Here is a 24,431-nt window from a genome sequence, read left to right on the forward strand (position 1 = left end):
ATTTTTCCTCCTCCGCGCCGCAAAAATGGCGCTGGAGGTGCGCAAATGTGCCAAGCCGGAAGAATTGAACACATCTACTTTGTTGTAGGCCCCTCGCCGTAGACAGCGGACCGTTGTCTGTATCAAAGGGTGGCGAGCGCCTCGCGGTATTGACCGCGGGGAGCGTGAGTAGCCCGAAATCACACGGAAAACGCTTTGGTGAGCTTTAAGGGAACCGCAACGAGAAAGGTTACAGGTCACTCATATGACTATGACTGATCCTATTGCCGACATGTTGTCGCGCGTGCGCAATGCATCCAATGCGCACCACGATTCCGTGTCGATGCCGACCTCCAAGCTCAAGGCGAACATCGCCGAGATCTTGAAGCAGGAAGGCTACATCGCTGACTACTCCGTCGAGGGCCGCGAGCTGTCCCTCGAGCTTAAGTACAACAATCGTGAGCGTTCCCTCTCGGGTCTGCGTCGCGTGTCTAAGCCGGGTCTGCGTGTGTACGCAAAGTCCACCGAACTGCCGCAGGTTCTGGGCGGCCTGGGCGTGGCCATCATTTCCACGTCTCAGGGTCTGCTTACCGACCGTCAGGCTCAGGAGAAGGGTGTAGGCGGAGAAGTTCTCGCCTACGTCTGGTAAGGGAGGATTGACACATGTCTCGTATCGGTCTAGCACCTATCGCCGTCCCGAAGGGCGTCGACATCACCATCAATGGCCAGGTTGTCAACGTGAAGGGGTCCAAGGGCTCCCTCGAGGTTGAGCTGCCGGAGCCGATCACCGCAGCCGTCGAGGACGATGAGATCAAGGTCTCCCGTCCGGACGACGACCGCAAGAACCGCGCACTGCACGGTCTGGCCCGCTCCCTGGTCAACAACGCCGTCGTTGGCGTGACCGAGGGCTACACCAAGAAGATGGAAATCTTCGGTGTTGGTTACCGCGTCCAGCAGAAGGGTAAGGACCTGGAGTTCTCTCTGGGCTACTCCCACCCGATCCTCATCAAGGCTCCGGAGGGCATCACCTTCGCTGTGGATGGCGCAACCAAGCTCTCCGTATCTGGTATTGACAAGCAACTGGTTGGACAGGTCGCCGCGTACATCCGCCGCCTGCGTAAGGACGATCCTTACAAGGGCAAGGGTATTCGCTACGACGGCGAGCAGATCCGCCGCAAGGTCGGAAAGACGGGTAAGTAAGCAATGGCTAACACTGAAAACGCAAAGCGCACCCCGGTTGGCAAGGACATTTCCTCGCGTCGTCGTGAAGCACGCGCGCGCCGCCACTTCCGCATCCGTAAGACCCTCCGCGGCACCCCTGAGGCACCGCGTCTGGTCGTTCACCGCTCCTCCCGCCACATGCACGTTCAGGTCATCGACGACCTGGCCGGCCACACCCTGGCCGCTGCTTCCTCCATGGAAGCCGACGTGCGTGCACTCGAGGGCGATAAGAAGGCCAAGGCTGCCAAGGTAGGCCAGCTCATCGCTGAGCGCGCCAAGGCCGCTGGCATCGAGAAGGTCGTCTTCGACCGTGCAGGCTACAAGTACCACGGCCGCGTTGCTGCGCTGGCCGAAGCTGCTCGTGAAGGTGGTCTGCAGTTCTAATGATTAAGGCATACGGAAACATCAACGGAAGGAACGCCTAATGTCGGACCGTGAACAGCGTGACGGCGGACGCTCCGCCGAGAACAACAACGACCGCAAGGGTCGCAACAACGGCCGTCGTAACGACCGCCGCAACCACCAGGACAACGAGCGCGATAAGTACATCGAGCGCGTTGTGACCATCAACCGCGTCTCCAAGACCGTTAAGGGTGGCCGCAACATGTCCTTCACCGCTCTCGTCGTCGTTGGCGACGGCCAGGGCATGGTTGGCGTCGGCTACGGCAAGGCCAAGGAAGTCCCGGCCGCAATCCAGAAGGGTGCAGAAGAGGCTCGCAAGAACTTCTTCCGCGTCCCGATGATTGCCGGCACCATTACCCACCCGGTTGAGGGTCGCGACGCAGCTGGCATCGTCATGATGAAGCCGGCCGCTCCGGGTACCGGTGTCATCGCCGGTGGTGCTGCTCGTCCGGTGCTTGAGTGCGCCGGTGTGCAGGACATCTTGTCGAAGTCCCTGGGCTCCGACAACGCTCTCAACGTCGTCCGCGCTACCGTGGACGGCCTCAAGCAGCTGGTTCGCCCGGAGGAAGTTGCTGCACGCCGCGGCAAGTCCCTCGAGGAGGTCGCACCGGCCCAGATGCTGCGCAAGCGCGCAGGTCAGGAGGCATAAGCAATGGCTCTGAAGATTACTCAGGTAAAGGGCCTTGTGGGCACCAAGCCGAACCACCGCGCCAACATTGAGGCCCTTGGTCTCAAGCGCATCGGACACTCTGTTGTAAAGCAGGACACCCCGATTATTCGCGGCATGGTTCACAAGGTGCGTCACCTGGTCACCGTCGAAGAAGTGGCAGGGGAGTAAACCATGGCTGATATCATCAAGCTCCACGACCTGCGCCCGTCCGCAGGCTCCAATAAGCCCAAAACCCGCGTCGGCCGCGGTGAGGCATCCAAGGGTAAGACCGCTGGTCGCGGTACCAAGGGCACCGGTGCTCGCAAGCAGGTTTCCGCTGCTTTCGAGGGTGGCCAGATGCCGATCCACATGCGTCTGCCGAAGCTCAAGGGCTTCAAGAACCCGAACCACGTTGAGTACCAGGTAGTCAACGTTGCTGACCTCGCAGAGGCTTTCGCTCAGGGTGGCGACGTCACCGTAGCGGACATCGTCGCTGCTGGCCTGGTTCGCAAGAACCAGCCGGTCAAGGTTCTGGGCAACGGCGACATCAACGTTAAGTTGAACGTCACGGCTGACAAGTTCTCCAAGTCTGCTGTTGAGAAGATCGAGGCTGCTGGCGGCACCGCCACCACCAAGTAAATCTTTACTCAGTAGATTTCTTCCCCCTGTCCACCGCATTCGTGCGGGGCAGGGGGATTTTTCATGCCTATTGTGCGCGCGGAGCTAAGAAGAGTAGTATCACCCTTGGTTAAATCTTAGTAAGCGTTAAGGAGAGTGTTATGTCGTCCGTATCTTCCATCGTGGCAACCGCCATCGCCGCACTTCTGCCCCTGGCTGGCGTTACTGGCCCCGTCGATGCACAGGAGATGCTCTCCCAGCCAGAGTCCGCCACCAGCACGGAAAACCTGCCCAGCGGCGAGCTGGCGGTGCAGCGCGAGCTGGCCCTTGCCACCCAGGAGCTGGGGCACGACTTCATGACCATCCGCTTTGAAGGCAATGACACCGCGCACATCGTCTTCCTGGAAACCTACAACCCCGACACCGACCAGGCCGCCGTGGACCGCGTGATGAAGGCCCTGGCCACCAACGGTTATGATCGCGTCGATGCAGTTGCCTAGGAAGGCAGCGCGCTACGCGTCGTTGACCGTCTTTTCATAGAGGCCGGGGAAGCGGCTGTCCGGGTCAGTGAGCGCTTTAATGCGCTCCGGCAGGTCACCGCCGTAGAGCTCGGCAAATTCTTCGGGGGAGTAGAAGGCTTCTGAATACAGCGACTTATGCCCGCCGAGCTCGCTGACTTTAGCTTCGATGACGCGGTTGAAGGCGCCGTTGCCCGGGGCGGAGGGGTCGACGTGATTGCCCTCCACGCCTGACCAGAACCCCACGTTGACCCAGGTTTGGTCCGGGCGCAGCGGGTACAGCGGCCACGGGGCGGGGGAATCAGCCGCGAGAGAGCCGGTGCCGACGAGGTCTTCGACGCCCTCGCGAAGTCGAATCGGGCACAGCCACACCGGTTGAATATCGGAGGCCGCAAAGAACCAGTCCAAGAACTCCGGCAAGTTCTCCGGGGTGACCTCGATGTCCTGCACCACGCGCTCACCCCGCGGCAGGCCCTTTGGCTTCTTGATGAAGTTGTACTCCAGCTCGTATTTCCGGTCCAGGCGCACGAGCTTCCAGTAGAAGGAACTGCGCCGCAGCTGCCGCGGCCACACCTTGCGCACCCGCGGGTTCTGCGCGCCAAAGGCTCGCGAGCACCAGAACCAGTCAGTATCCCAGCGCCAGATGTAATCGCGCACCGTGAGGCGGTCGCGGCGAATACCCCGGGCGTGCTGGAGGCTGCGGTAGAAAATCTCCTCCCTCGTGTAGTCGGAGGTTGGGCCCTCCTCCTCCGTGAAACGGGCCATGACCAGGTAGGATTCCTCCGGAGAGAAGACCACGCCATCGAGGCCGTGGACATCGAGGCCGTCGTAGGAGTGGGTGCGGGAGACGTCGTCAAGCGTGCGTGCCAAGGACTCAAAGTCGTGGAAGCGCACCTCCCTCAGTTCCACGTAAGGCTTCACCGCGCGCAGCTCAATCTTGAGGCGCACCGCATAGCCCAAGGAGCCATAGGAGTTGGGGAAGAGACGGAAGAGATCGACATTCTCCTCGCGCGAGCACGTGAGAATCTCGCCAGTACCGGTGAGGATGTCCATCTCCAGCACGGATTCGTGCGGCAATCCATCGCGGAAGCTCGTGGACTCCACGCCCATGCCCGTTACCGCGCCGCCGAGCGTAATGGTCTTGAGCTGCGGCACCACGAAGGGCATAAGGCCGTGCGGCAAGGTGGCGTCGACAAGGTCCTCGTAGGTGCACATGCCTTGAACCTCGGCGGTCTGCGCAATTGGATCGACCTCAATGACCCCACCCAGACCGGACACGTCGAGCCCCACCTGCTCGCCGCTGCGCCCGCGGAAAAGGTTCGAGGTTTTCTTTGCCAGACGTACGCGCTTATCCTTCGGCACCGCGCGGAAGCTACGCAGGAGCTTATCGACGCCCTCCTCGTGCGCTTTCCAGCCTACCGGCGGGATTTCCACGGCGTCGACGCTGCGGTGATTGCGAATGAGATCAGTCAACATAGAATTCCTTTAAGTCTTTAGAAGCGCGAATCTTCCCACCAGCGGCGCTCGGGCACGCCGGAACGAGAACCGGCCTCACCCAGCTTGACGCCCAAGAAGTGGTACAAGTTGATGATGTTGTGCTCGAAGCCCCACTCGGAGCCGGCCATATAGATGGCCCACAGGCGCGCGGTGGGAAGGCCCACCAGAGAGCAGGCCTCCACCCACGTCTCCTTGAGGTTCTCGCACCAATCGTGCAGAGTGCGCATGTAGTCGAAGCGCAGGGATTCCGTGTGGACAACCTCGAAGCCGGCATCCTGCATGCACTTCGTAATGGTGCCGGAGCCGGAGAGCTCACCGTCGGGGAAGATATAGCGGTCAATGAAGCCGCCCTTCGGAGTCTTGTGATTATCCGGGTAGGTAATGCAGTGGTTGAGCATCAATCCACCCGGCTTGAGCTTGCCGTTGAGGAAGCTAAAGAAGTCCGGGTAGTTCTTGACGCCAATGTGCTCGAGTAGCCCGATGGCGGAGATAGCGTCGAAGCCTTCCTCGGTGACATCGCGATAGTCCATGAAGCGGATTTCCGCGAGGTCCTCGAGACCCTCCTCCTTGATCTTGGCCTGGCTCCACTCAGCCTGCTCCTTGGAGAGGGTTACTCCGAGGGACTTCACACCGCGCTTGGCGGCGTAGCGCACCATGCCGCCCCAGCCGCAGCCGACGTCCAGGTGGCGGTCACCCTCCTTGAGCCGCAACTTGTCGAAGATGAGGCGATACTTGTTTTCCTGGGCCTCATCCAGCGTGGCGTCGGGGGAGGGGTAGTAGGCGCAGGTATACGTCATCGAGTCACCGAGGAAAAGCTCGTAGAAGTCATTACCCACGTCGTAGTGATCGGAGATGACGTCCGCGTCGCGTTCCTTGGAGTGCTTGGACAATCCTTCGTGCAGCTTGCGGCGCAGCCACGAGGCTCGCTCGACTTCCGGGACCGGCTGGATCTGGAAAGCTCCCATCGAGGCCAGGGAGCGTGCCACCCTGGCCAAGGTCTTCGCGTCCGGGCGGGTGAACTTGTCATACATGGCGTGCAGCGCATCGAAGATGCCGTAGGGGTGCGCCGGGTGTTCGCCCTCGACAGTGATGCCGTCGGTGACATAAGCGCGGGCAAATCCTACATCCCCTGGGTGAGTCGCGATATAGGCCAAGCCCTGGAGGTTGTTGATCTTGACGGTAAACTGCGCATCGGCTGGGCCGGTGGCGGAACCATCGAAAGCCTCCCAGCGGAAGGGGTTGGGGCTGGGGACGAAGGTATCGATAATCTCGGCCACGGTCATTGGAGAGAATCGCTTACTCATAAAACTACATACTTCTTTCGGTTCATTGGCTGGCAGAAAAAGAACGGCCATACTCCGAGACGCCCCGGGCGTCTCGGGGGAGGTCGAAAAGACGTAGAAATCTTGTAAGGACATTGCCTTCAGACAACACAGGCAATGGTAGGCCCAATCCGGGGATAGCGCTAAGGGAGAAACTAAAAAGGGGACCTCCGGGCGGCCATGTGCGGGGTTAATGTGGCGAAAGTGGCCAAGGCTGGTAGGGTAATGGGGTCAAAAGTGTTCAACCGTTCCTATGAGATGCCTTAAGAGGGCTCTTAGCTTTTGGGAACAGATGAGATCCACCCCCGTGCGCGGCGAATTCGAACCGCACAACAAGCGCGGTAGGCCAGGAGGATTAAGTAGTGTCCGCCATTTTGCAGGCTTTTAAAGATGCCGACCTGCGTAAGAAGATCATCTTCACGCTCGTGTTGATTATCCTCTACCGCGTTGGCGCGCAGATCCCGTCGCCGGGCGTTGATTACGCCACCATCGCCGGCCGCCTTCGTGACCTCACGGAGGAATCCGGCAACCTCTACTCGGTGATCAACCTGTTCTCCGGTGGCGCGCTGCTGCAGCTGTCGATCTTCGCCATCGGCATCATGCCGTACATTACGGCGTCGATTATCGTGCAGCTGCTCACCGTGGTGATTCCTCACTTCGAGCAGTTGAAGAAGGAGGGGCAGTCCGGTCAGGCCAAGATGACGCAGTACACGCGCTACCTCACCCTGGCGCTGGCGCTTCTGCAGTCTTCGGGCATTGTGGCCCTGGCGGACCGCGAGCAACTCTTGGGGCAAGGCGTACGCGTCCTGGCGGAGGACCGTAACTTCTTCACCCTCGTCGTGCTCGTTATCACCATGACCTCCGGCGCCATCCTCGTGATGTGGATGGGTGAGCTGATTACGGAGAAGGGCATTGGTAACGGTATGTCGCTGATGATTTTCGCCGGTATTGCTACCCGCCTTCCCACCGATGGTGTCAGCATCATGCAGAACAACGGTGGCCTCGTCTTCGCCATGGTGGTTGCCGGCCTCATCGTCCTCGTCGTGGGCATCACCTTCATCGAGCAGGGCCAGCGCCGCATTCCGGTGCAGTACGCAAAGCGTATGGTTGGCCGTCGCCAGTACGGTGGTTCGTCGACCTACCTGCCGCTCAAGGTCAACCAGGCCGGCGTTATCCCGGTTATCTTCGCTTCCTCGCTGATCTACATGCCAGTGCTTATCACCCAGATCGTCAACTCCGGCTCTCCGGGCGTGTCCGATAACTGGTGGCAGCGCAACGTGATTGCGCACCTGCAGGCACCGAGCTCCTGGCAGTACATCGTCCTCTACTTCGTCCTCACCATCTTCTTCTCCTACTTCTATGTCTCGGTTCAGTATGACCCTGCTGAACAGGCGGAGAACATGAAGAAGTATGGTGGATTTATCCCGGGTATCCGCCCGGGTCGGCCGACCGCCGAATACCTGGGATTCGTCATGAACCGCCTTCTGTTCGTCGGTTCGATCTACCTGGCGCTCATCGCTGTTCTGCCGAATATACTTCTGGACCTCGGCGTGGGCCGCGCAGGTGCCAGCGGCACTTCCGCCTTCGGCGGTACTGCCATCCTCATTATGGTCTCGGTGGCCCTGACCACGGTCAAGCAAATCGAGTCCCAGCTCCTACAATCCAACTACGAAGGACTGCTTAAGTAATGCGTTACGTACTCCTTGGCCCTCCCGGTGCCGGCAAGGGCACCCAAGCCGCCCTCCTCAGCGAAAAGCTCGGCGTTCCGCACATCTCCACCGGTGACCTCTTCCGCGCCAACATTGGTGAGGGCACCCCGCTCGGCGTCGAGGCTAAGTCCTACATCGACGCCGGCAAGCTGGTGCCGACTGATGTCACCGCCCGCATGGTGGAGGACCGCCTCAACCAGGATGACGCCAAGGATGGCTTCCTTCTCGACGGCTTCCCCCGCACTGTGGAGCAGGCCGACATTCTTGAGAAGCTCCTCTCCGACAAGGGCCTGAAGCTCGACGGCGTGCTGAACTTTGAGGTATCCGAGGACGTCGTGGTCGAGCGCATGCTCGCCCGCGGCCGCGCGGACGACACCGAGGAGACCATCCGTACACGCCTGGGCGTCTACCGCGAGGAGACCTTCCCGCTCATCGAGCACTATGGCGATGCCATCATCTCCATTAAGGCTGAAGGAACCGTTGAGGAAATCAACGAGCGTACCCTGAAGGCAATGGGCAAGTAGCCCGTCTTTTGTCATGGCTTTTCGTCGACGCACTAAAACGATTCCGGCCCGCACCCCGGGCGAGCTTGATGCCATGCAGGCGGCTGGCGAAATCGTCGGCCGCGCCCTGCAGGCGGTGCGTGCCGCCGCTGCAGTTGGCGTGAGTACGCTCGAGCTCGACCACGTAGCCGAGCAGACCATTCGAGATGCCGGTGCCGTGCCCACCTTCAAGGGCTACGGCGGTTTTCCGGGGTCCATCTGTGCGTCAGTCAACGACGTCATTGTCCATGGCATACCCAGCAAGGAGATTGTCCTCGCTGAAGGGGACCTTGTCTCTATCGACTGTGGCGCCACGCTCGACGGCTGGGTGGGGGATAGCGCGTGGACGTTTGGCGTCGGCAAGCTCAGCTCTGAGGCGCAGGCGCTGTCTGATGCCACCGAATGGGTCCTGCACGAAGGGCTTAAGGCCATGGTCCCCGGCAACCGGCTTACCGACGTCTCCGCAGCCCTCGAACAGGCCACCTACCGCGCCGAGGATAAGTTCGGCGTGGACCTGTTTATTGTTGACGGCTACGGCGGCCACGGTATCGGCCACGAAATGCACGAAGACCCATACCTGGCCAATGAAGGCAAGGCAGGGCGCGGTCCCATCATCCAGGAGGGCTCCGTCCTGGCCATTGAACCGATGCTGGCGCTGGGCACTGAGGACAACGCCGTGCTTGACGACGACTGGACCGTTGTCACCCTCGACGGATCGCTGGCTGCCCACTGGGAACACACCGTGGCGGCAACGGAGAATGGTCCTCGAATTCTGACACAGCGTTACTAAAACGCAACATTCAGGTAGGAAAACCGTGGAGGAAGGTTTATACTTCTCCACATGTCTAAGATTCGCTCCTTTGTTGGCGCTCGTTCCCTACGCCGTGCCACCGCAATTGGCCTGGTAGCCGCCACTCTCTCGGTTGCCCCCGCCGCAAACGCACAGACGGTCCCTTCGATTGATTCCCTGTCCTCCGACGTCCAATCTCAGATTGATGAGTTCGCCGGCCAGACCCGTGAGAACGCGTGGAACAGCCGCAACCAGATGCTGGAGACGCTGCACAACGTTAACCCGCAGGCTGCTGACGCCCTGCGCCCCGTCATCGACGGTGCCATTGAACTGGTCTTCCCGGGCCTCATTGAGCAGAAGAACGCCGAGATTCGTGCGGCTCGCGAAGCTGCAGAGCGCGCTCACGCTGAGCAGGTCGCACGCGAGAAAGCCGCCGCTGAGGAGGCTGCCCGCAAGGCCGAGGCTGAGCGCCAGGCTCAGCGCTTTGATGTCGGCCCGTGCCCCGCGGATGCGCGCATCTGCGTAGACCGCGACGGCCGCCGCTCGTGGCTGCAGGACGGCAACGGCAACGTGACCTATGTTGCTCAGGGCATGTCCACCGGTATGCCGGGCCAGGAGACCCCGGCCGGTACGTTCTACATCAACCGCAAGATCAAAGACGAGATTTCTTGGGAGTTTGGCAACGCTCCGATGCCCTACGCCATGTACTTCACCAATAACGGCCATGCTTTCCATGAGGGCTCCCCGGCATACCAGTCCAATGGCTGCGTACGCCTGACCCACCAGGATGCTGTGCGCTACTGGAATGATGTGCCGATGGGTTCCAAGGTCTTCATCTACTAGAACCGCAGCGGCTAGTAGCCGACTCTCTCGCATACCTCCCGCGCCTTTGGGCGATGGGAGGTTTTATATTTGGAAAACGCGTATCCGCAGCGTATGCTTTAGAGCTGGTGTCTGTACGCAGCCAAAGTGGTTGTGGAGGACACCAGGCAGTAGACACCAAACATGCAGGTGGGGGCGTCGTCAAGCGCGGCGCGAAGAACCCCACCAGAAAAGTAGAGGTTATGGCTAAGGAAGGCGCAATCGAGGTTGAGGGTCGCATCGTCGAACCCCTGCCCAACGCAATGTTCCGCGTCGAGCTCGACAACGGGCATAAGGTACTTGCCCACATTTCGGGCAAGATGCGTCAGCACTACATCCGCATCCTCCCGGAGGATCGCGTTGTCGTGGAGCTGTCTCCTTATGACCTAACCCGCGGACGCATCGTCTACCGCTACAAGTAAAGACAGTAAGCCTCCTCACCCACGGGACGCACTTGGTGCGTCCCTTTCTACCTCAGGCTGCGATGGCCTGAGCCCACGCTGCTAAGCATGCCCACAGTTCCCCGGCACGGCCCGGGGCGAAGCGTATGCGTGGCGGGGGACGGATGAGGAGAAAACCATCGTAACAACCCGAAAGGACTAGCCATATGGCACGTCTAGCTGGTGTTGACCTCCCGCGCAACAAGCGCATGGAGGTTGCTCTCACCTACATCTACGGCATCGGGCCTGCCCGTGCCAAGGAGCTGCTGGAAAAGACCGGCATTTCTCCTGACCTGCGCACCGACAACCTCGACGATGATCAGCTGTCGGCGCTGCGTGACGTCATCGAAGCTACCTGGAAGGTCGAGGGTGACCTCCGCCGCCAGGTTCAGGCTGACATCCGTCGCAAGATTGAAATCGGTTGCTACCAGGGCATCCGCCACCGTCGTGGCCTGCCCGTTCGTGGTCAGCGCACCAAGACCAACGCTCGTACGCGCAAGGGTCCGAAGAAGACGATCGCAGGAAAGAAGAAGTAACACATGCCACCTAAGACTCGTTCCGGCGCGCGCCGTGGTGGTCGTCGCGTCGTAAAGAAGAACGTGGCCGCTGGCCACGCATACATCAAGTCCACCTTCAACAACACCATCGTGTCCATCACGGACCCGCACGGTGCTGTCATCTCCTGGGCATCCTCCGGCCACGTTGGCTTCAAGGGTTCCCGTAAGTCCACCCCGTTCGCAGCGCAGATGGCTGCTGAGAACGCGGCCCGCAAGGCCATGGACCACGGTATGAAGAAGGTTGACGTTTTCGTCAAGGGTCCGGGCTCCGGCCGCGAGACCGCCATCCGTTCCCTGCAGGCTGCAGGCCTCGAGGTTTCCTCGATCACGGATGCCACCCCACAGCCGCACAACGGCTGCCGTCCGACCAAGCGCCGCAAGGTTTAAGGGAAAGGAAGAGGTAAGAAAATGGCTCGTTATACTGGCCCCGCTACCCGCGTATCCCGCCGTCTGCGCGTCGACCTGGTCGGCGGCGACATGGCATTTGAGCGCCGCCCGTACCCACCGGGACAGGCTGGCCGCAACCGCATCAAGGAATCTGAGTACCTGCTGCAGCTCCAGGAGAAGCAGAAGGCAAAGTACACCTACGGCGTGCTGGAGCGTCAGTTCCGCCGCTACTACGCCGAGGCTAACCGTCTCCCGGGCAAGACCGGTGACAACCTCGTCGTTCTGCTCGAGTCCCGTCTCGACAACGTGATCTACCGCGCTGGTCTGGCCAACACCCGCCGCCAGGCTCGCCAGCTTGTCTCCCACGGTCACTTCACCGTGAACGGCAAGAAGATCAACGTTCCGTCCTTCCGCGTTACGCAGTATGACATCATCGATGTTCGTGAGCGTTCCCAGAAGATGGAATGGTTCGAAGAGGCTCAGGACCGCCTGGTAGACGCCAACGTTCCGGCGTGGCTGCAGGTCGTTCCGGACACCCTGCGCATCCTCGTGCACCAGCTGCCCGAGCGCGCTCAGATCGACGTTCCGCTGCAGGAGCAGCTCATCGTCGAGCTTTACTCGAAGTAATCCTTCGACACTTTCATCTTTACCCCTTCTACCGGCGTCATATAGCGGGCGCCGACAAGGAGAAACTCCATGCTTATTTCCCAGCGTCCTCAGCTCACCGAGGAATTCATCGACTCGTCTCGCTCCAAGTTCGTCATCGAACCGCTCGAGCCGGGTTTTGGTTACACCCTCGGTAACTCGCTTCGTCGCACGCTGCTCTCGTCCATCCCGGGCGCGGCAGTAACCTCCATCAAGATTGATGGTGTGCTCCACGAGTTCACCACCATCAACGGCGTGAAGGAAGACGTTTCCGAAATCATCCTGAACATCAAGGGTCTGGTTCTGTCCTCCGACTCTGACGAGCCGGTGGTTATGTACCTGAGCAAGGAAGGCCCGGGTGAGGTAACTGCAGGCGATATCCAGCCGCCGGCTGGCGTGGAGATCCACAACTCGGATCTGCACATCGCATCGCTGAATGATTCCGCCAAGCTGGAGATGGAACTCGTCGTCGAGCGCGGCCGTGGCTACGTCCCGGCTGCCTCCACTTCCGGGGAAATCGGCCGCATTCCGGTCGACCAGATCTACTCCCCGGTGCTGAAGGTCTCCTACAAGGTCGAAGCTACTCGTGTTGAGCAGCGCACCGACTTTGACAAGCTGATCATCGACGTCGAGACCAAGAACTCGATTTCCGCACGCGACGCCCTGGCTTCCGCCGGTGGCACCCTGGTCGAGCTCTTCGGCCTGGCCCGCGAGCTGAACACCGCTGCTGAGGGCATTGAGATTGGCCCGTCCCCGCAGGAGACGGAGTACATCGCCGCCTACAGCATGCCGATCGAGGATCTGAACTTCTCCGTCCGCTCCTACAACTGCCTGAAGCGCCAGGAAATCCACACCGTTGGTGAGCTCGCAGAGTGCACCGAATCGGACCTGCTGGATATCCGCAACTTCGGTCAGAAGTCGATCAATGAGGTAAAGATCAAGCTGGCTAACCTGGGCCTGGCTCTCAAGGACACCCCTGAGGACTTCGACCCGACCCAGCTCGAAGGCTACGACGCAGAAACCGGCGACTTCAAAGACCCGGCTTCCGACGATTCCGAGTAAAGAATTCCACTGAATCGTGACGGCGCGACTTGTGCGCCCCGTCGCGCGCTCACTTAATCCGCACACGAGGAGTACACAATGCCTACCCCCAAGAAGGGTCCGCGTCTCGGCGGCTCCGCCAGCCAGCAGAAGCACCTGCTGAGCAACCTGGCAGCGAGCCTGTTCGAGCACGGCGCAATCAAGACCACCGACGCTAAGGCGAAGCTGCTTCGTCCTTACGCCGAGAAGATCATCACCAAGGCGAAGGCCGGCACCGTTGCTGACCGTCGCGCAGTTCTCAAGCTCATCCCGCAGAAGGATGTCGTTGCCTACCTCTTCGACGAGCTGGCACCGAAGTTCGAGAACCGTGAGGGTGGCTACACCCGCATCATCAAGCTGGACAACCGCTCCGGCGACAACGCCCCGATGTCCCAGATCTCCCTCGTTCTCGAGGAGACCGTGACCTCCGAGGCTAACCGCGCTACCCGCGCTGCTGCCTCCAAGCAGGCTGAGGAAGCTAAGGCTGAAGAGGCTGAGGCTGAATCCGCTGAGGAAGCAAAGGCAGAGGCAACCGAGGCAGAGGTCGAGGAGACCGCTGCTGAGGAGTCCGAGGAGAAGTAAACTTCTCTCGCCTTAACTAGGCCGCAGTACCACCTTAGGTGGGGCTGCGGCCTTTTGTTATGCTTTCTGGGCTATATAACCCCGACCAGAACGTATACTCTATGACCCCGCTGTTTACTGTGCTGTACGTAATCGGCATCGTCTCCGAGGCGATGACCGCTGCGCTGTCCGCTGGCCGGCAAAAGATGGATCTGTTTGGCGTCATCATGTTGGGCGCAGTCACCGCATTGGGCGGCGGCACGATCCGCGACATGGTGCTGGGCGCCTACCCGTTGACGTGGGTGGCGGAACCGCGCTTCCTCTTGGCCGTGGTGGCCGCCGCCGTCGCCACGGTTTATATGTCCTTCCTAATGCACTATTTCCGGCATGTATTCTTGCTTCTCGACGCCCTGGGCCTTGCGGTATTCAGTGTCCTTGGTGCTCAGAAGGCCTTGGAACATGGCCATGGGTTGGTTATCGCTGCCGTGGCTGCGGTGCTGACCGGTGTCTTTGGCGGTATTTTGCGTGACTTGTTGTCCGACCGTATCCCGCTGGTCTTGTCCGCCGAGCTGTACGCCTCCATTTCTGTTCTTGCAGCCTTTTCTTATGCGGGATTGATGGAGCTGGGGCTCAGCGATGAGGTCGCTGGCGTCGTGACGGTATGCCTAGCGCTGGCGCTGCGCGTGGCTGCGATCTACTTTGGATGGTCGCTGCCGGTGTTTGAATACCGGGGAGCCGAACAACCCATGGACCCGCGCCTGCGCTTGTCTGCCCGCATTGTTCGGGATGGCGCCCGCAAGGCCAAGCGCAAAGCCGACCAGGCCAAGAAGAATCTAAAGCACCCCAAGCGGGCTGGCTATGCCGCTTTGAGCAAGCTGGGCGTGAGCAAGAGCGCGAAGCGCCAGCACGCGGCCCAGGATTGGGAACTCAATCGCGAGTGGAATGCCAACGACTAGGTAGAATTAGCATCCATGACTAACGTTCGCCTTCGCCTAGACTTGGCCTACGACGGCACCGACTTCCACGGGTGGGCCAAGCAGAAGGGCGGCCTGCGCACTGTTCAGCAGACCGTTGAGGAGAAGCTGAGCATGGTGCTGCGCCACCCAGTGGAGCTCACCGTGGCTGGGCGCACCGATGCCGGAGTGCATGCCAGCGGTCAGGTGGCGCACTTAGATACCACACGGGCGGCGCTGGGACAGCGCAGCATTGACGGCGATCCCACCAAGCTGGTGAAGCGCTTGGCCAAGTTGCTGCCTGCCGACGTCCGCGTCCACGCCTGCACCGAAGTTCCCGCAGATTTCGACGCGCGCTTTTCTGCCTTACGCCGCCGCTACGTCTACCGCATCACCACCCATCCGCGCGGTGCACTTCCGACTCGCGCACGCGATACCGCGACGTGGTTCAAGCCAGTGGACCTGGAGCTAATGCAGGCCGCGGCCGATCAGCTGGTGGGGCTCAATGACTTCGTGGCTTTCTGCAAGGCGAAGCCGCACGCCACGACCATTCGCGAGCTCCTTGCCTTTGAGTGGAAGGACGTGTCGACGCCCGCGGAGCCGCAGCTCTACGAGGCGCACGTAACCGCGGATGCCTTTTGCTGGTCCATGGTGCGCTCGTTGGTGGGCTGCTGTTTGCGGGTGGGGGAGGGCTCGCGCGGAGTTGACTTCGCCGCCCATATGCTGCGGGAAGAAAGCCGGTCCTCCGAGATCCCGCTTGCTGATGCTCAAGGTTTGAGCCTGGTGGGCGTGGATTACCCCGATGCGGACCAGTTGGCCGCGCGGGCGGAGATGACCCGTGGTCGTCGCGCTGCGGAGGACACCGAGTTGGGTTAATCTAGAACCCACTGCGCCGTGGGAGGGTGGCGCTGCGATTCGGGGGAGGATTCTCATGGCACGCGCGTTGCCAACTACCAAGGCCCAGGTATCGGGCCACAAGTTTCTACTGCGCCGCCTCGAGCACGGACTCGTGTTCGGGGATATCCGTATGATTCATGATCCATTGAAAAGGCGCCAACGCGCCCTGCTGGGCGGGGTAGCCGCAGTAGCCTTCTTGAGTCTTGGCTCGGGGCTTATCGCCTGGATGCAGCCGGACCCGCAACCCGGCGATGCGCCCGTCGTGCGTTCCTCCGAAGGGCAGCTCTTAGCGCTGGTCAACGGCACTTATCATCCAGTGTCTAACTTGGCTTCGGCCAGACTCATTGCCAACGAGCCGGTCGAACCGCATGTGGCAGGGGATAGCTTCTTAGAAGAGATGAGCCTGGGCACCCCGCTGGGGATTGCAGACGCCCCCAACCTTCTTGCAAGCGCAACTGGGCAGGAACCAGGATGGTCGGCCTGCTTGGAAGAATCAACACAGGGCGCGAACTGGCAATCCAGCAGCCGCGTTGGCACCGTGACCGTGGTTGCGCACCGCGCTGTTCCCAGGTTCGATGAAGAGCACGCCGCCGTAGTGGAAACTGAGGGCACGCAGTGGCTGCTCACCGGCCAGGGGCGCGTCGTGCTGCCCGAGGCTACGAGCACACAAGGCCGGGTTCTGCGGCGCGCGCTGGGGATGACCGCGGAGACCGCCGTGTGGGCCATGCCCGCGGAGCTGCTCAACACATTTGCCGAATTGGAACCGCTGAGCTTCCCGGCCGCCCCGCCGGAGATTCTGGATACCGGTGAGCAGCTTTGGGCGCGCACGGAGCAGGGTGTTTTCTCCATCACCCCCACGCAGGCGGAGATGCTGGTCGGCCTGGGCGCACAGCGTTTGCCTGCGCAGGCGCAGGAGGTGGCCGCGCTGGGCGACGTCCCACCGTCCTTCAACCTCCCCACCACCCGTGTGGACTTCCTGTCCCCTGAGCAAGGCTGGTTGTGCGCAACTCACGAACAAGGCGCCGGAACCATGCGGCCGGTAGCGGCCACGGTGGACTTGCCGGGGGACTCGGCCGCGCAGCGTTTCGCCGGCCTCCAGGCTGGCGTCGGCGTGGACAGCGGGCACGGCTACCACGTGGTTTCCGCCACCGGCAGGCGCCACGAGCTGGCTAGCGGGGCGGAGCTTAAAGCACTGGGTGTGGGGGAACCGGAGCGGGTGCCGTGGGAGATCCTGCGGCTGCTGCCGGAAGGCTCTGCTTTGAGCCGCGCGGAGGCCTTAGAGTCTGAGCACTGAGGGTGGCTACGAGGGCGAGGATGGCCACGGCGCCGAGGAGAAGGCGAGCAATTGGCCAGCCCTTGGCGGGTGGCGCCGCCTGCGGCCTCACCGCGACGAAACGTTCCTCGCGGGTGTCTGTGCTGGGCCGGTAAGTCACTGCTGTGAGAGGATCAACCACCCCATGCCCGGGCTCTGCTGAGTCAATGATGCGCTGGCGCAGCTGTGCTGGGGAGTCCCCGGGGTAGCGCTGCGCCAACAAGGCGATCGTGCCACTGACCAGGGGAGCTGCAAAGGACGTTCCCTGAAAGACGGTGTCCTCCTTTCCCGTGGCCCATCCGCCGCCGGGCTCCAGCGCGAGGAGAACGCTGCCTTCCGCGCTGAGCGGTGCCGTGATGGAATACTCCGCGAGGTCGTGCGGCGTGGCCAGAGCACCAACCGCGAGGACGGTGTCGGCTTCTGCGGGAAAGACCACGTCATCCTTTTCACAGCCGCCGGCCGTCGCGTTTCCCGATGCTGCCACAACCACCGCCCCAGCCCCTTCCGCGCGCTGCAGCGCCGCGTCCAAGGCGGAACGATCGACCCGCGTGGCGGCTTCCGGCGGAACGCACGACACCACGGAGACGTTGATGACCTGAACCCCCGCGCTGACGGCGTCTTCGATGGCGGCAGCCAGGCTGGCCAGCGTGCCGGCCCCGGCGCGGTCCGCCTCATCGTTGTCCGGCGCTGGGGTCCGGTAGTGCGAGCTGGTTTGCCGGATGGAATAGATTTCCGCATCCGGGGCCACGCCGAGGTCCTTGCCTGCGATGACGCCGGCCACCACCGTCCCGTGCAGGTCGCAGTCCCGCAGCGGGTCAGGCTCCTCCGGGGTCACGAAGTCTGCTCCTGGCGTCACCCGTAGTTGTGGGTGGGCGGCCACCCCGGTATCGATGACCGCGACCTTCACCCCAGCACCCGTGGCAAAAGAATGCAGCCGTGCCCGGTACTCCGAGTACTGCGCGGAAGGCTGTGGCCCTGCCGTGGCGAGCGTGGCCTTCGCGCAGGCGGTATCCGGTTCGCGGGCGACGGCTACGGGCGCACACAGAGCACTGGTACCCCAAGCCAGGAAAACACCAAGCGCAGCGCCGGCAGCGCCTATTCGGGTCAGGGTATTCATGATCCCAACCCCCGAATGAGCTCGAAGAGTCCTGCCACGTGCGCGGCCAGCGGAAGGCACGCGGCCAGGGCGAGAGCTTCGGCGCGCTCGAACCACACAATGGTGGTCGGCTCAATCTGCCGTAGCTTGCCTGCCCACACAGGCATGGACAGCATGGCCGCGATGACCAGACCCGCAACGATGCTGAGCACCCACGTTCCCGTCGTTGGGGCGGAAAGCAGCTGCCACTCGCGTAGAGGTACGGCCACCGCGGCACACGCAGCGGCAAGGCCATAGATTCCCAGCGCCCACGCGGCGACGGGCCGGGCGTGGTGTGCCGCATGCACGATGACACCGCCCGCGACACTCAGGCACAGGGCTTGGGAAACAATGACGGTTACGCTCTCGTGAGCGTTGAGCGCGACGAGGAGAAGGGAAGGAACGCCCGCCAGCGCGCAGCCCACTGCGATTCCCTCGTAGGCCTGCCCGGCGCGCCGGGCTTTGAGCGAGTTATCCGTAGGGTCCTCATCGGAGATGCTCAGGTCTTGTCCGGCGGTGGGAAGTTGTGGCACCCGGAGGCCAGCGAGCCGCGTGGTGAACAGGGGAGCGCCTGCGAGCAGGGCCACGGTGGCGGCAAGCAGCGGGGCGGGGCCAAGCAGGCCGATGAGCACGAGCAGGCACCACGTCGCGGCACTTGCCCGAGCACGTAATCCGCCGATGCGCACCAGATGGGAAAGCACCGCCACGGTACCCACGGCCGCCGCCGAAGCCACGAGTGGCGCGGCCGGAATCGCGGTTCCGGATGGGCCAGCAAAGAAGGGCACCCCAGTGGCCAGCGCCCCCGCCAGCCCGGCAGCCACGTGGGAGGCCGCGAGCAGGGAGCCGCGCCGGGTCCACGCCGCGAGCACGAGGCCGATTATCGCAGCGGTGGTGCAGCCAACCGCGGGAGACAGCGCGGCGGCGAGCAACGCGCCGACGGCGATGAGCCCCGCCGCGCCCCAGAACCCGGCCAGGCCGGAAAACTGCGCTGCAGAGACGTCGGCAGCGAGCGCCTCCGCGGCATCGCGCACAATCGGCGCCGGCGCCGGCGCATCAGGGCTGAGCACGAGGACGGAACCGTCTTCCACGCTGGTGCGGTCCAGTGGTGTGGTCATCGAAATGGTCTTGCCCGCCGCGGTGGTAGCGCGCCACAGGATGGGGGCCGGTGGGACGTCGACAAGCACGAGCAGTTCCCCCAGCACCTCCCCGAGGCTGGAAGAAAGCGGCAAGGATATGTCCGCCTCTTTGCGGGTATGACCTGCGTGGATGCGGACGGTGACGTGGACAGAATGCGCGAGTGCGCGAGTCATGGAATGTACCTCCCCCGAGAAAAATTTCTGGGCAACCCCTTGCCCATTGCCTCACATTGTGGCTTACTGGTGGCACGCTGTCCACCGCTTCAGGAGGCGGTGGAGTACTTCGGGGGGAAGGACTTTGACATGCGCGTACCCACACGCGTCGTGGACACTGGGCAGCCGGCCTATCGGGAGCCGGCACCGCCGTTGCCGCAGGGCAGCATTAACGCCGAGGCCGTGCCGGAGGCGGCTCGCGCTCAACCCGTGCCACTGGTTCGCCTACTTATGCCGCTGGTCATGATCGCGGCCATGCTGGGCATGGTGGCGCTCATGGTTCTCGGGGCGGGGTACGCCCGCCGGATGAGCCCCATGAGCCTCATGTTTCCGCTCATGATGCTGGCCAGTATGGCCATGATGTTTAACCCGCAGGGAGGCGGGCAGGATCCGGATGAGACCCGCCGGACCTACCTGCGCCACCTCAAGGCGCTGCGGGAGGAAGCGCTGGAGCGCGGGGCGGCGCAACGCGCGCATGAAGAACACCGCAACCCTGACCCTGAGCAGCTTGGCGCGTTGATTCCGACAATGCGCCTGTGGGAACGGGATGCGGATGCCCCGGACGCCTTGGAGGTGCGGGTGGGGACGGGGCCGATGGCCCTGTGCACGCCCATTAACGTGCCGGATTCGGGCGCGGCGGAGGACCTCGATCCGGTGTGTGCGGTGAGCTTGCGCCAGACCGTGCGCGCGGTGGGAACGCTGGCGGACATGCCGGTGGTTATCCAGTTGCAAGCCTTTCCCATCGTTGGCCTGGCCGGCGAGGATGCGGCCGGGGTTGCCCGCGCGCTGCTGCTACACCTGGCCGTGCTGCACGGTCCGGAAACAGTGGGCATTGAGTACCACGGTGAGGAGTGGGAGTGGCTGAAGTGGCTTCCGCACGCCAGGGATCCGGCCCAAGCCCAGTTCCGCATCCGCGTTGTTGAGGAGGACCAGGCAAGCGGTGTTGCCATGCCGCGCAGTGACGAGCTGGAGGATACCCCCACAACCACCATCGCCGTGGGCGTTACGCCTCATTCGCCGCTCGGGCGCCGCGCTGAGGAAGAAGGCATCTACCTGCGGGCGGAGGGCGCGCTCTCCGTGGTTACTGCCGCGGGGGAGGAGGAGCTGGGACGCTGTGCGCTTGTCGACGATTCCACGGCCCTCCTGCGCGCCCGTACGCTTGCGCCCTATCACCGCCCCTTTGGCAGTGATGCTGCGGCAGCGCCCCGGCACGGTCGCGATGCGGACTTGCCCTCGTTGTTGGGCTATCGGGACGTGGATGCGCTTCAGGCCTCCGGCATGTGGCAGGGACGCAGCCCGGCTGAGCGGCTACGTGTGCCCATCGGCGTGGACGAGTCCGGGCACGCGCTGATGCTTGATGTGAAGGAGTCCGCGCAGGGCGGGATGGGGCCGCACGGTTTGTGCATTGGTGCCACGGGCAGCGGAAAGTCGGAGCTTCTCCGGACACTCGTCGTAGCGCTGGCCGCCACCCATAGCCCGGAGGAGCTCAACCTCGTGCTCGTTGATTTCAAGGGTGGCGCAACCTTCCTAGGGTGTGAGGAGCTGCCGCATACCTCCGCCGTGATTACCAACCTGGAGGAAGAATCGACCCTGGTGGAGCGCATGTATGATGCCATCTCCGGCGAGATGAACCGCCGCCAGGAGCTGCTGCGCAAGGCGGGCAATTTTGCGAACGTGGGCGAATTCAACGCCTCGGCTGCTGCGGTGGCCGAGCACGGACCGCTGCCGGCGTTGGTCATCGTGGTGGATGAGTTCTCGGAGCTTTTAGGCCAGCACCCGGACTTCGCCGAGCTCTTCGTCGCGGTGGGAAGGCTTGGCCGCTCGCTCCATGTGCACCTGCTGCTGGCCTCCCAGCGCTTGGAGGAAGGGCGCTTGCGGGGATTGGATTCGCACCTGTCCTACCGCATCGGGTTGAAGACCTTCTCCGCGGGGGAGTCCCGCCAAGTTCTCGGAGTGGTCGATGCCTATCACCTCCCCGCCCAGCCGGGAGCCGGCTACCTCAAGACGGATGCCGATGCCCCCACTCGCTTCCACGCCTCCTATGTGTCTGGCCCGGTCACCCGCCGGGTAGCGCCTGATGATTCTGAAATGAATGCGCGGCACGCCGCGCGCGTGGAGCTTTTCACAGGGCAGCGCGCGGTGGAAGAAGAACTCGGCTTTGCAGAGCTCGTAGATTCCTCGAGCACGCTCCTGGACACCGTAGTGGCCGCTGCCCGGGATGAGGCTGCTCGGCGTGGCCAGTCGGCGCGAAGAATCTGGCTGCCTCCCCTGCCGCCCGTGGTGGAGCTGTCCAGCGTTGCCTCCTTACGGGAAGATTCTCCCGGCGCGGGCGGAGAGTTGCGCGCCGAGGTGGGGCTTATTGACCGCCCCTACCACCAGCGCCAAGACCCGCTCACCGTGGACTTTAAGGCAGGAGGTGGGCACCTGGCGCTGTGCGGTGGACCGCAGTCGGGTAAGTCGATGGCGCTGCGCAGTATCGCCTCCGGTCTGGCACTGCGGCATTCGCCGGACCAGGTGCGTTTTTATGTCATTGACCTGGGCGGCGGGCAGCTGCAGGTGCTGGACCGGCTGCCCCACGTGGCCGGGGTGGCCGGCCGTGAGGAGCCGGAGAAAATCCGTCGCATCGTTGATGAAGTCGCCGGCCTCGTGCGCCACCCGGAGCCCCGCCACACCTTCCTCATCGTGGACGGCTGGCACCACATCGGCACCTCCGGCGCGGATTTTGAGGACCTTGCTGAGCCGATCACCCAGCTGGTCGCCGACGGCGCCTCCGCCCGCGTCCACGTCGTGATCGCTGCAGCGCGGTGGACGAGCCTGCGGCCGTCTATTCGGGATCTCATCGCGGCCCGTATCGAGCTGCGGCTGGGTGAAGCAATGGACTCACTCATCGACCGCAAGGCGCAGCAGAAGCTCCCGGCAACGCCCGGACGGGGAATCACACTGGCAGGGGAGAACCTGCTGTTTGCCGCAACGTCCCCGCAAGACATCGCCCACATCTGCGGTGTGCATGCCGGTGCCGAACCGGTTCCACCGCTGAAGATGCTGCCCGCCCTTCTCACCGAGTTGCCCGAGCCAGATGACGGCTCGCCACTGGACGGGGTGGCCTGGGGAATCGGCGGGCCGGACCTCGAAGTCCTTAGTTGGGATCCAGTCACACAGCCGCACCTGGTGTGCATTGGTTCCCAAGGCTCCGGCAAATCGAACTTCCTCAGCGTAATCCTGGCCGGAATTAGCCACCTGGGCAGGGAAGCCGCCCGCCTCGTGGTCATCGATGAGCGCCGTGCACATTTGGGGACGTTGGATGAGGAGATGGTGGCGGCGTATGGGGCGTCGGCAAGCGCGGCCACCCAAGCCATCCTCGATACCGTGCGCACCTTGGAACAGCGCCTTCCCGGCCCCGAGGTCACTCCCGCCCAGCTCGCAGCGCGCAGCTGGTGGGAGGGGCCGGACATCTACCTTGTTATCGACGACCTCGACCTAGTCAGCGACATTGCCCTGGCGCCACTGCTCGAGCTCCTCCCGCACGCCCGCGATGTGGGGCTGCACCTGGTGCTTGCGCGCAAAGCCGGCGGCATCGGGCGCGCGATGTTTGGGCAGTTCCTCTCTGCGGTGCGGGACCTGCAGCCGGCACTGCTGCTTCTCGACGCCGACCGCGACGAAGGCACCATCTTCGGCATCAAGCCAACAGCGCTGCCGCCAGGCCGCGGCCAATGGGTACTGCGCGGCATATCTCAGGGCTTGGCGCAGGTGTACGTGCCGAGCGCCGATAGTTCACACAACCCACCACAGACCACAGGCAACAAAGGAGACAACCAATGACCGCGACGCACGCACTGCGAACACCGATAACCGCGCCAGAGACCACGCTGATCGTCACGGTGCTCGATGCCGCCACGATTTATGAAGGCCCGGAAACGATTTATCGCTATGACCTGCCCGGCACGGGAATCGCCGAGGGGTGGGCGCTGGAGGCCGTCCTTGACCAGGCAGAAAAAGTCTGTGGGGCGGAATGGCCGGACGTCACCGTTGAGGTGGTGGCGGATCCATCCGGAACGGATGTCAGTGTCGAAGCCGTGAGTATCCTGCGCCGGCAACTCGCTGGTGCCGGGGCGACGGTCCTAGAGCCAGAACCATCGCCGCCGCCGGCACCGGTTGTAACCGGCACATCACAGGCTGCTTCCCGCTCAGCGGTGGGGGAGCAACAGTACGACTATGACGGTGCGAAGGAGATAACTGCTGAGCGGCCTCGGGCAGCTCGCCGTTTGCGCTCCCATCGCGCAGCGCAATCCCGTTGGACGGCGTTTTGGGGAGGCGTCGATCCCTTCTACATCGCGATAGCGGTCATGGTGGTTGTCGTCGCCGGGGTGTCCTGGTGGGCGGTGGGGCGCAAGGATGCGGCCGTGGCGGCGTCGACTTCCGAACAGGTGGATGAGAATACGTCTGTGGCTGCCGGCGCGCCGGGTACGGCTGCAGCACCCGGTGGGGATGAGCGTCCTAGGGGTGCCGCAACGGAGGCGGAGTCCGAGGGATCCGGCAGCACGCAGCTGCGCCCTGGCCAGCAGGCCATCGAGGTGGAAGGGATGTCCCTGGTACTCCCGCAGGGATTCCGCACCAGCGTGGAGGATGGACTTGTCACTGCGGCCGGCGAAGACCCCAATTTGCGCATCCTTTTGGCAGCCGATCCGCTCTTCAACGTTCCCGTCGACGTCCTCTTCGCCGAGATTAAAGGACAGATCGACTCCGATCCCGCCCTCCGTGATCCGGTCGAGGAATCTGGGCGGTTGACGTATACCGAGGACCCTGGAGATGGTTCGCAGGTGACGTGGATGATGTGGGAGGACAAGGGCCATCAGATGTCCGTGGGGTGCCACACCAAGTTTGAGCCCAACGTGGTGCAGAAAGCCGCCTGCCGGATGGCTGCGGAATCTCTGGTCAAAAAGGAGTAGGAGGGAGCACGCCGCGAAGCTAAAAGATTTTTGAACGCGGCGGGAACCGATGAGCCACTAG

26 protein-coding genes are annotated in these 24,431 nt (G+C 62.8%); 22 read left to right on the top strand and 4 right to left on the bottom strand.

The annotated features are described in order from the left end of the window. Positions 1–244: 244 nt before the first annotated feature. From rpsH to ACUY3D_RS10750, 7 genes are all read left to right on the top strand, one after another. On the top strand, positions 245–628 hold the full coding sequence (rpsH, locus tag ACUY3D_RS10720; RefSeq protein WP_070521703.1) for a 30S ribosomal protein S8: 384 nt from the start codon (positions 245–247) through the stop codon (positions 626–628). Between the two features lie 14 nt (positions 629–642). Continuing rightward, complete coding sequence (gene rplF / locus ACUY3D_RS10725; RefSeq protein ID WP_070521700.1) at positions 643–1,179, top strand: 50S ribosomal protein L6; 537 nt, start codon at positions 643–645, stop codon at positions 1,177–1,179. A gap of 3 nt (positions 1,180–1,182) precedes the next feature. Further along, on the top strand, positions 1,183–1,584 hold the full coding sequence (gene rplR / locus ACUY3D_RS10730) for a 50S ribosomal protein L18 (protein WP_070521697.1): 402 nt from the start codon (positions 1,183–1,185) through the stop codon (positions 1,582–1,584). 40 nt (positions 1,585–1,624) lie between these two features. Beyond that, positions 1,625–2,251, top strand: coding sequence for a 30S ribosomal protein S5 (gene rpsE / locus ACUY3D_RS10735; protein ID WP_070521694.1), 627 nt, complete (start codon positions 1,625–1,627; stop codon positions 2,249–2,251). 3 nt (positions 2,252–2,254) lie between these two features. After that, the gene (gene rpmD / locus ACUY3D_RS10740) at positions 2,255–2,440 is read left to right on the top strand and encodes a 50S ribosomal protein L30 (RefSeq protein ID WP_039673747.1); all 186 of its coding nucleotides are present in this window, start codon (positions 2,255–2,257) and stop codon (positions 2,438–2,440) included. 3 nt (positions 2,441–2,443) lie between these two features. After that, positions 2,444–2,890 carry a 50S ribosomal protein L15 gene (rplO, locus tag ACUY3D_RS10745; RefSeq protein ID WP_070521691.1) on the top strand — a complete coding sequence of 149 codons (447 nt, stop codon included), beginning with the start codon at positions 2,444–2,446 and terminating at the stop codon, positions 2,888–2,890. 140 nt (positions 2,891–3,030) lie between these two features. After that, positions 3,031–3,369: a hypothetical protein gene (locus ACUY3D_RS10750; protein WP_070521688.1), complete on the top strand. Its 339-nt coding sequence runs from the start codon at positions 3,031–3,033 to the stop codon at positions 3,367–3,369. A gap of 12 nt (positions 3,370–3,381) precedes the next feature. Here the strand turns inward: ACUY3D_RS10750 and ACUY3D_RS10755 are convergent, their stop codons facing one another. Together ACUY3D_RS10755 and ACUY3D_RS10760 are read right to left on the bottom strand one after the other, a co-directional pair. Beyond that, on the bottom strand, positions 3,382–4,863 hold the full coding sequence (locus tag ACUY3D_RS10755) for an FAD-binding oxidoreductase (RefSeq protein WP_448241102.1): 1,482 nt from the start codon (positions 4,861–4,863) through the stop codon (positions 3,382–3,384). A gap of 17 nt (positions 4,864–4,880) precedes the next feature. After that, positions 4,881–6,188 carry a class I SAM-dependent methyltransferase gene (locus tag ACUY3D_RS10760; protein WP_448241103.1) on the bottom strand — a complete coding sequence of 436 codons (1,308 nt, stop codon included), beginning with the start codon at positions 6,186–6,188 and terminating at the stop codon, positions 4,881–4,883. A gap of 380 nt (positions 6,189–6,568) precedes the next feature. On the opposite strand from ACUY3D_RS10760, the gene secY reads away from it, so the two are divergent. From secY to eccB, 13 genes are all read left to right on the top strand, one after another. Continuing rightward, positions 6,569–7,894 carry a preprotein translocase subunit SecY gene (gene secY / locus ACUY3D_RS10765; RefSeq protein WP_070521679.1) on the top strand — a complete coding sequence of 442 codons (1,326 nt, stop codon included), beginning with the start codon at positions 6,569–6,571 and terminating at the stop codon, positions 7,892–7,894. Next, a complete protein-coding gene (locus ACUY3D_RS10770; protein WP_070530790.1) occupies positions 7,894–8,439 on the top strand; it encodes an adenylate kinase in 546 nt (181 codons plus the stop codon). Before secY ends, ACUY3D_RS10770 begins: the two co-directional genes overlap by 1 nt. A gap of 13 nt (positions 8,440–8,452) precedes the next feature. Continuing rightward, positions 8,453–9,247, top strand: a complete 795-nt coding sequence (map, locus tag ACUY3D_RS10775; RefSeq protein WP_070530789.1) for a type I methionyl aminopeptidase — start codon at positions 8,453–8,455, stop codon at positions 9,245–9,247. Positions 9,248–9,298: 51 nt separating this feature from the next. Further along, positions 9,299–10,090, top strand: coding sequence for a L,D-transpeptidase (locus tag ACUY3D_RS10780; protein WP_070565049.1), 792 nt, complete (start codon positions 9,299–9,301; stop codon positions 10,088–10,090). A gap of 221 nt (positions 10,091–10,311) precedes the next feature. After that, positions 10,312–10,530 carry a translation initiation factor IF-1 gene (gene infA, locus ACUY3D_RS10785; protein ID WP_003854422.1) on the top strand — a complete coding sequence of 73 codons (219 nt, stop codon included), beginning with the start codon at positions 10,312–10,314 and terminating at the stop codon, positions 10,528–10,530. A 185-nt stretch (positions 10,531–10,715) separates the two neighbouring features. After that, positions 10,716–11,084, top strand: coding sequence for a 30S ribosomal protein S13 (gene rpsM / locus ACUY3D_RS10790; RefSeq protein ID WP_010189542.1), 369 nt, complete (start codon positions 10,716–10,718; stop codon positions 11,082–11,084). Positions 11,085–11,087: 3 nt separating this feature from the next. Further along, entirely contained in the window at positions 11,088–11,492 is a 405-nt protein-coding gene (rpsK, locus tag ACUY3D_RS10795; protein ID WP_010189540.1) for a 30S ribosomal protein S11, read from the top strand. Between the two features lie 21 nt (positions 11,493–11,513). Further along, positions 11,514–12,119, top strand: coding sequence for a 30S ribosomal protein S4 (gene rpsD, locus ACUY3D_RS10800; protein ID WP_010189536.1), 606 nt, complete (start codon positions 11,514–11,516; stop codon positions 12,117–12,119). Positions 12,120–12,188: 69 nt separating this feature from the next. Beyond that, entirely contained in the window at positions 12,189–13,199 is a 1,011-nt protein-coding gene (locus ACUY3D_RS10805; protein ID WP_070521667.1) for a DNA-directed RNA polymerase subunit alpha, read from the top strand. A 78-nt stretch (positions 13,200–13,277) separates the two neighbouring features. Continuing rightward, a complete protein-coding gene (rplQ, locus tag ACUY3D_RS10810) occupies positions 13,278–13,799 on the top strand; it encodes a 50S ribosomal protein L17 (RefSeq protein WP_070565046.1) in 522 nt (173 codons plus the stop codon). 101 nt (positions 13,800–13,900) lie between these two features. Beyond that, positions 13,901–14,734, top strand: coding sequence for a trimeric intracellular cation channel family protein (locus tag ACUY3D_RS10815; protein ID WP_448241104.1), 834 nt, complete (start codon positions 13,901–13,903; stop codon positions 14,732–14,734). 15 nt (positions 14,735–14,749) lie between these two features. Next, positions 14,750–15,607, top strand: a complete 858-nt coding sequence (truA, locus tag ACUY3D_RS10820) for a tRNA pseudouridine(38-40) synthase TruA (protein ID WP_070521662.1) — start codon at positions 14,750–14,752, stop codon at positions 15,605–15,607. Positions 15,608–15,662: 55 nt separating this feature from the next. Further along, entirely contained in the window at positions 15,663–16,922 is a 1,260-nt protein-coding gene (gene eccB / locus ACUY3D_RS10825) for a type VII secretion protein EccB (RefSeq protein WP_448241105.1), read from the top strand. On the opposite strand, the gene ACUY3D_RS10830 is transcribed toward eccB, so the two are convergent. Together ACUY3D_RS10830 and eccD are read right to left on the bottom strand one after the other, a co-directional pair. Beyond that, positions 16,813–18,057, bottom strand: coding sequence for a S8 family serine peptidase (locus tag ACUY3D_RS10830; RefSeq protein ID WP_448241106.1), 1,245 nt, complete (start codon positions 18,055–18,057; stop codon positions 16,813–16,815). The two genes, eccB and ACUY3D_RS10830, sit on opposite strands and share 110 nt — an antisense overlap. Further along, a complete protein-coding gene (gene eccD, locus ACUY3D_RS10835) occupies positions 18,054–19,385 on the bottom strand; it encodes a type VII secretion integral membrane protein EccD (RefSeq protein ID WP_448241107.1) in 1,332 nt (443 codons plus the stop codon). The genes ACUY3D_RS10830 and eccD overlap by 4 nt, the downstream gene beginning before the upstream one ends. A gap of 129 nt (positions 19,386–19,514) precedes the next feature. Between eccD and eccCa the strand changes: the two genes are divergently transcribed. Both eccCa and ACUY3D_RS10845 read left to right on the top strand, forming a co-directional pair. Beyond that, positions 19,515–23,243, top strand: coding sequence for a type VII secretion protein EccCa (eccCa, locus tag ACUY3D_RS10840; RefSeq protein ID WP_448241108.1), 3,729 nt, complete (start codon positions 19,515–19,517; stop codon positions 23,241–23,243). Further along, complete coding sequence (locus ACUY3D_RS10845; protein ID WP_101735835.1) at positions 23,240–24,370, top strand: type VII secretion-associated protein; 1,131 nt, start codon at positions 23,240–23,242, stop codon at positions 24,368–24,370. Before eccCa ends, ACUY3D_RS10845 begins: the two co-directional genes overlap by 4 nt. Positions 24,371–24,431: the final 61 nt, after the last annotated feature.

Source organism: Corynebacterium guaraldiae, from assembly GCF_053480195.1.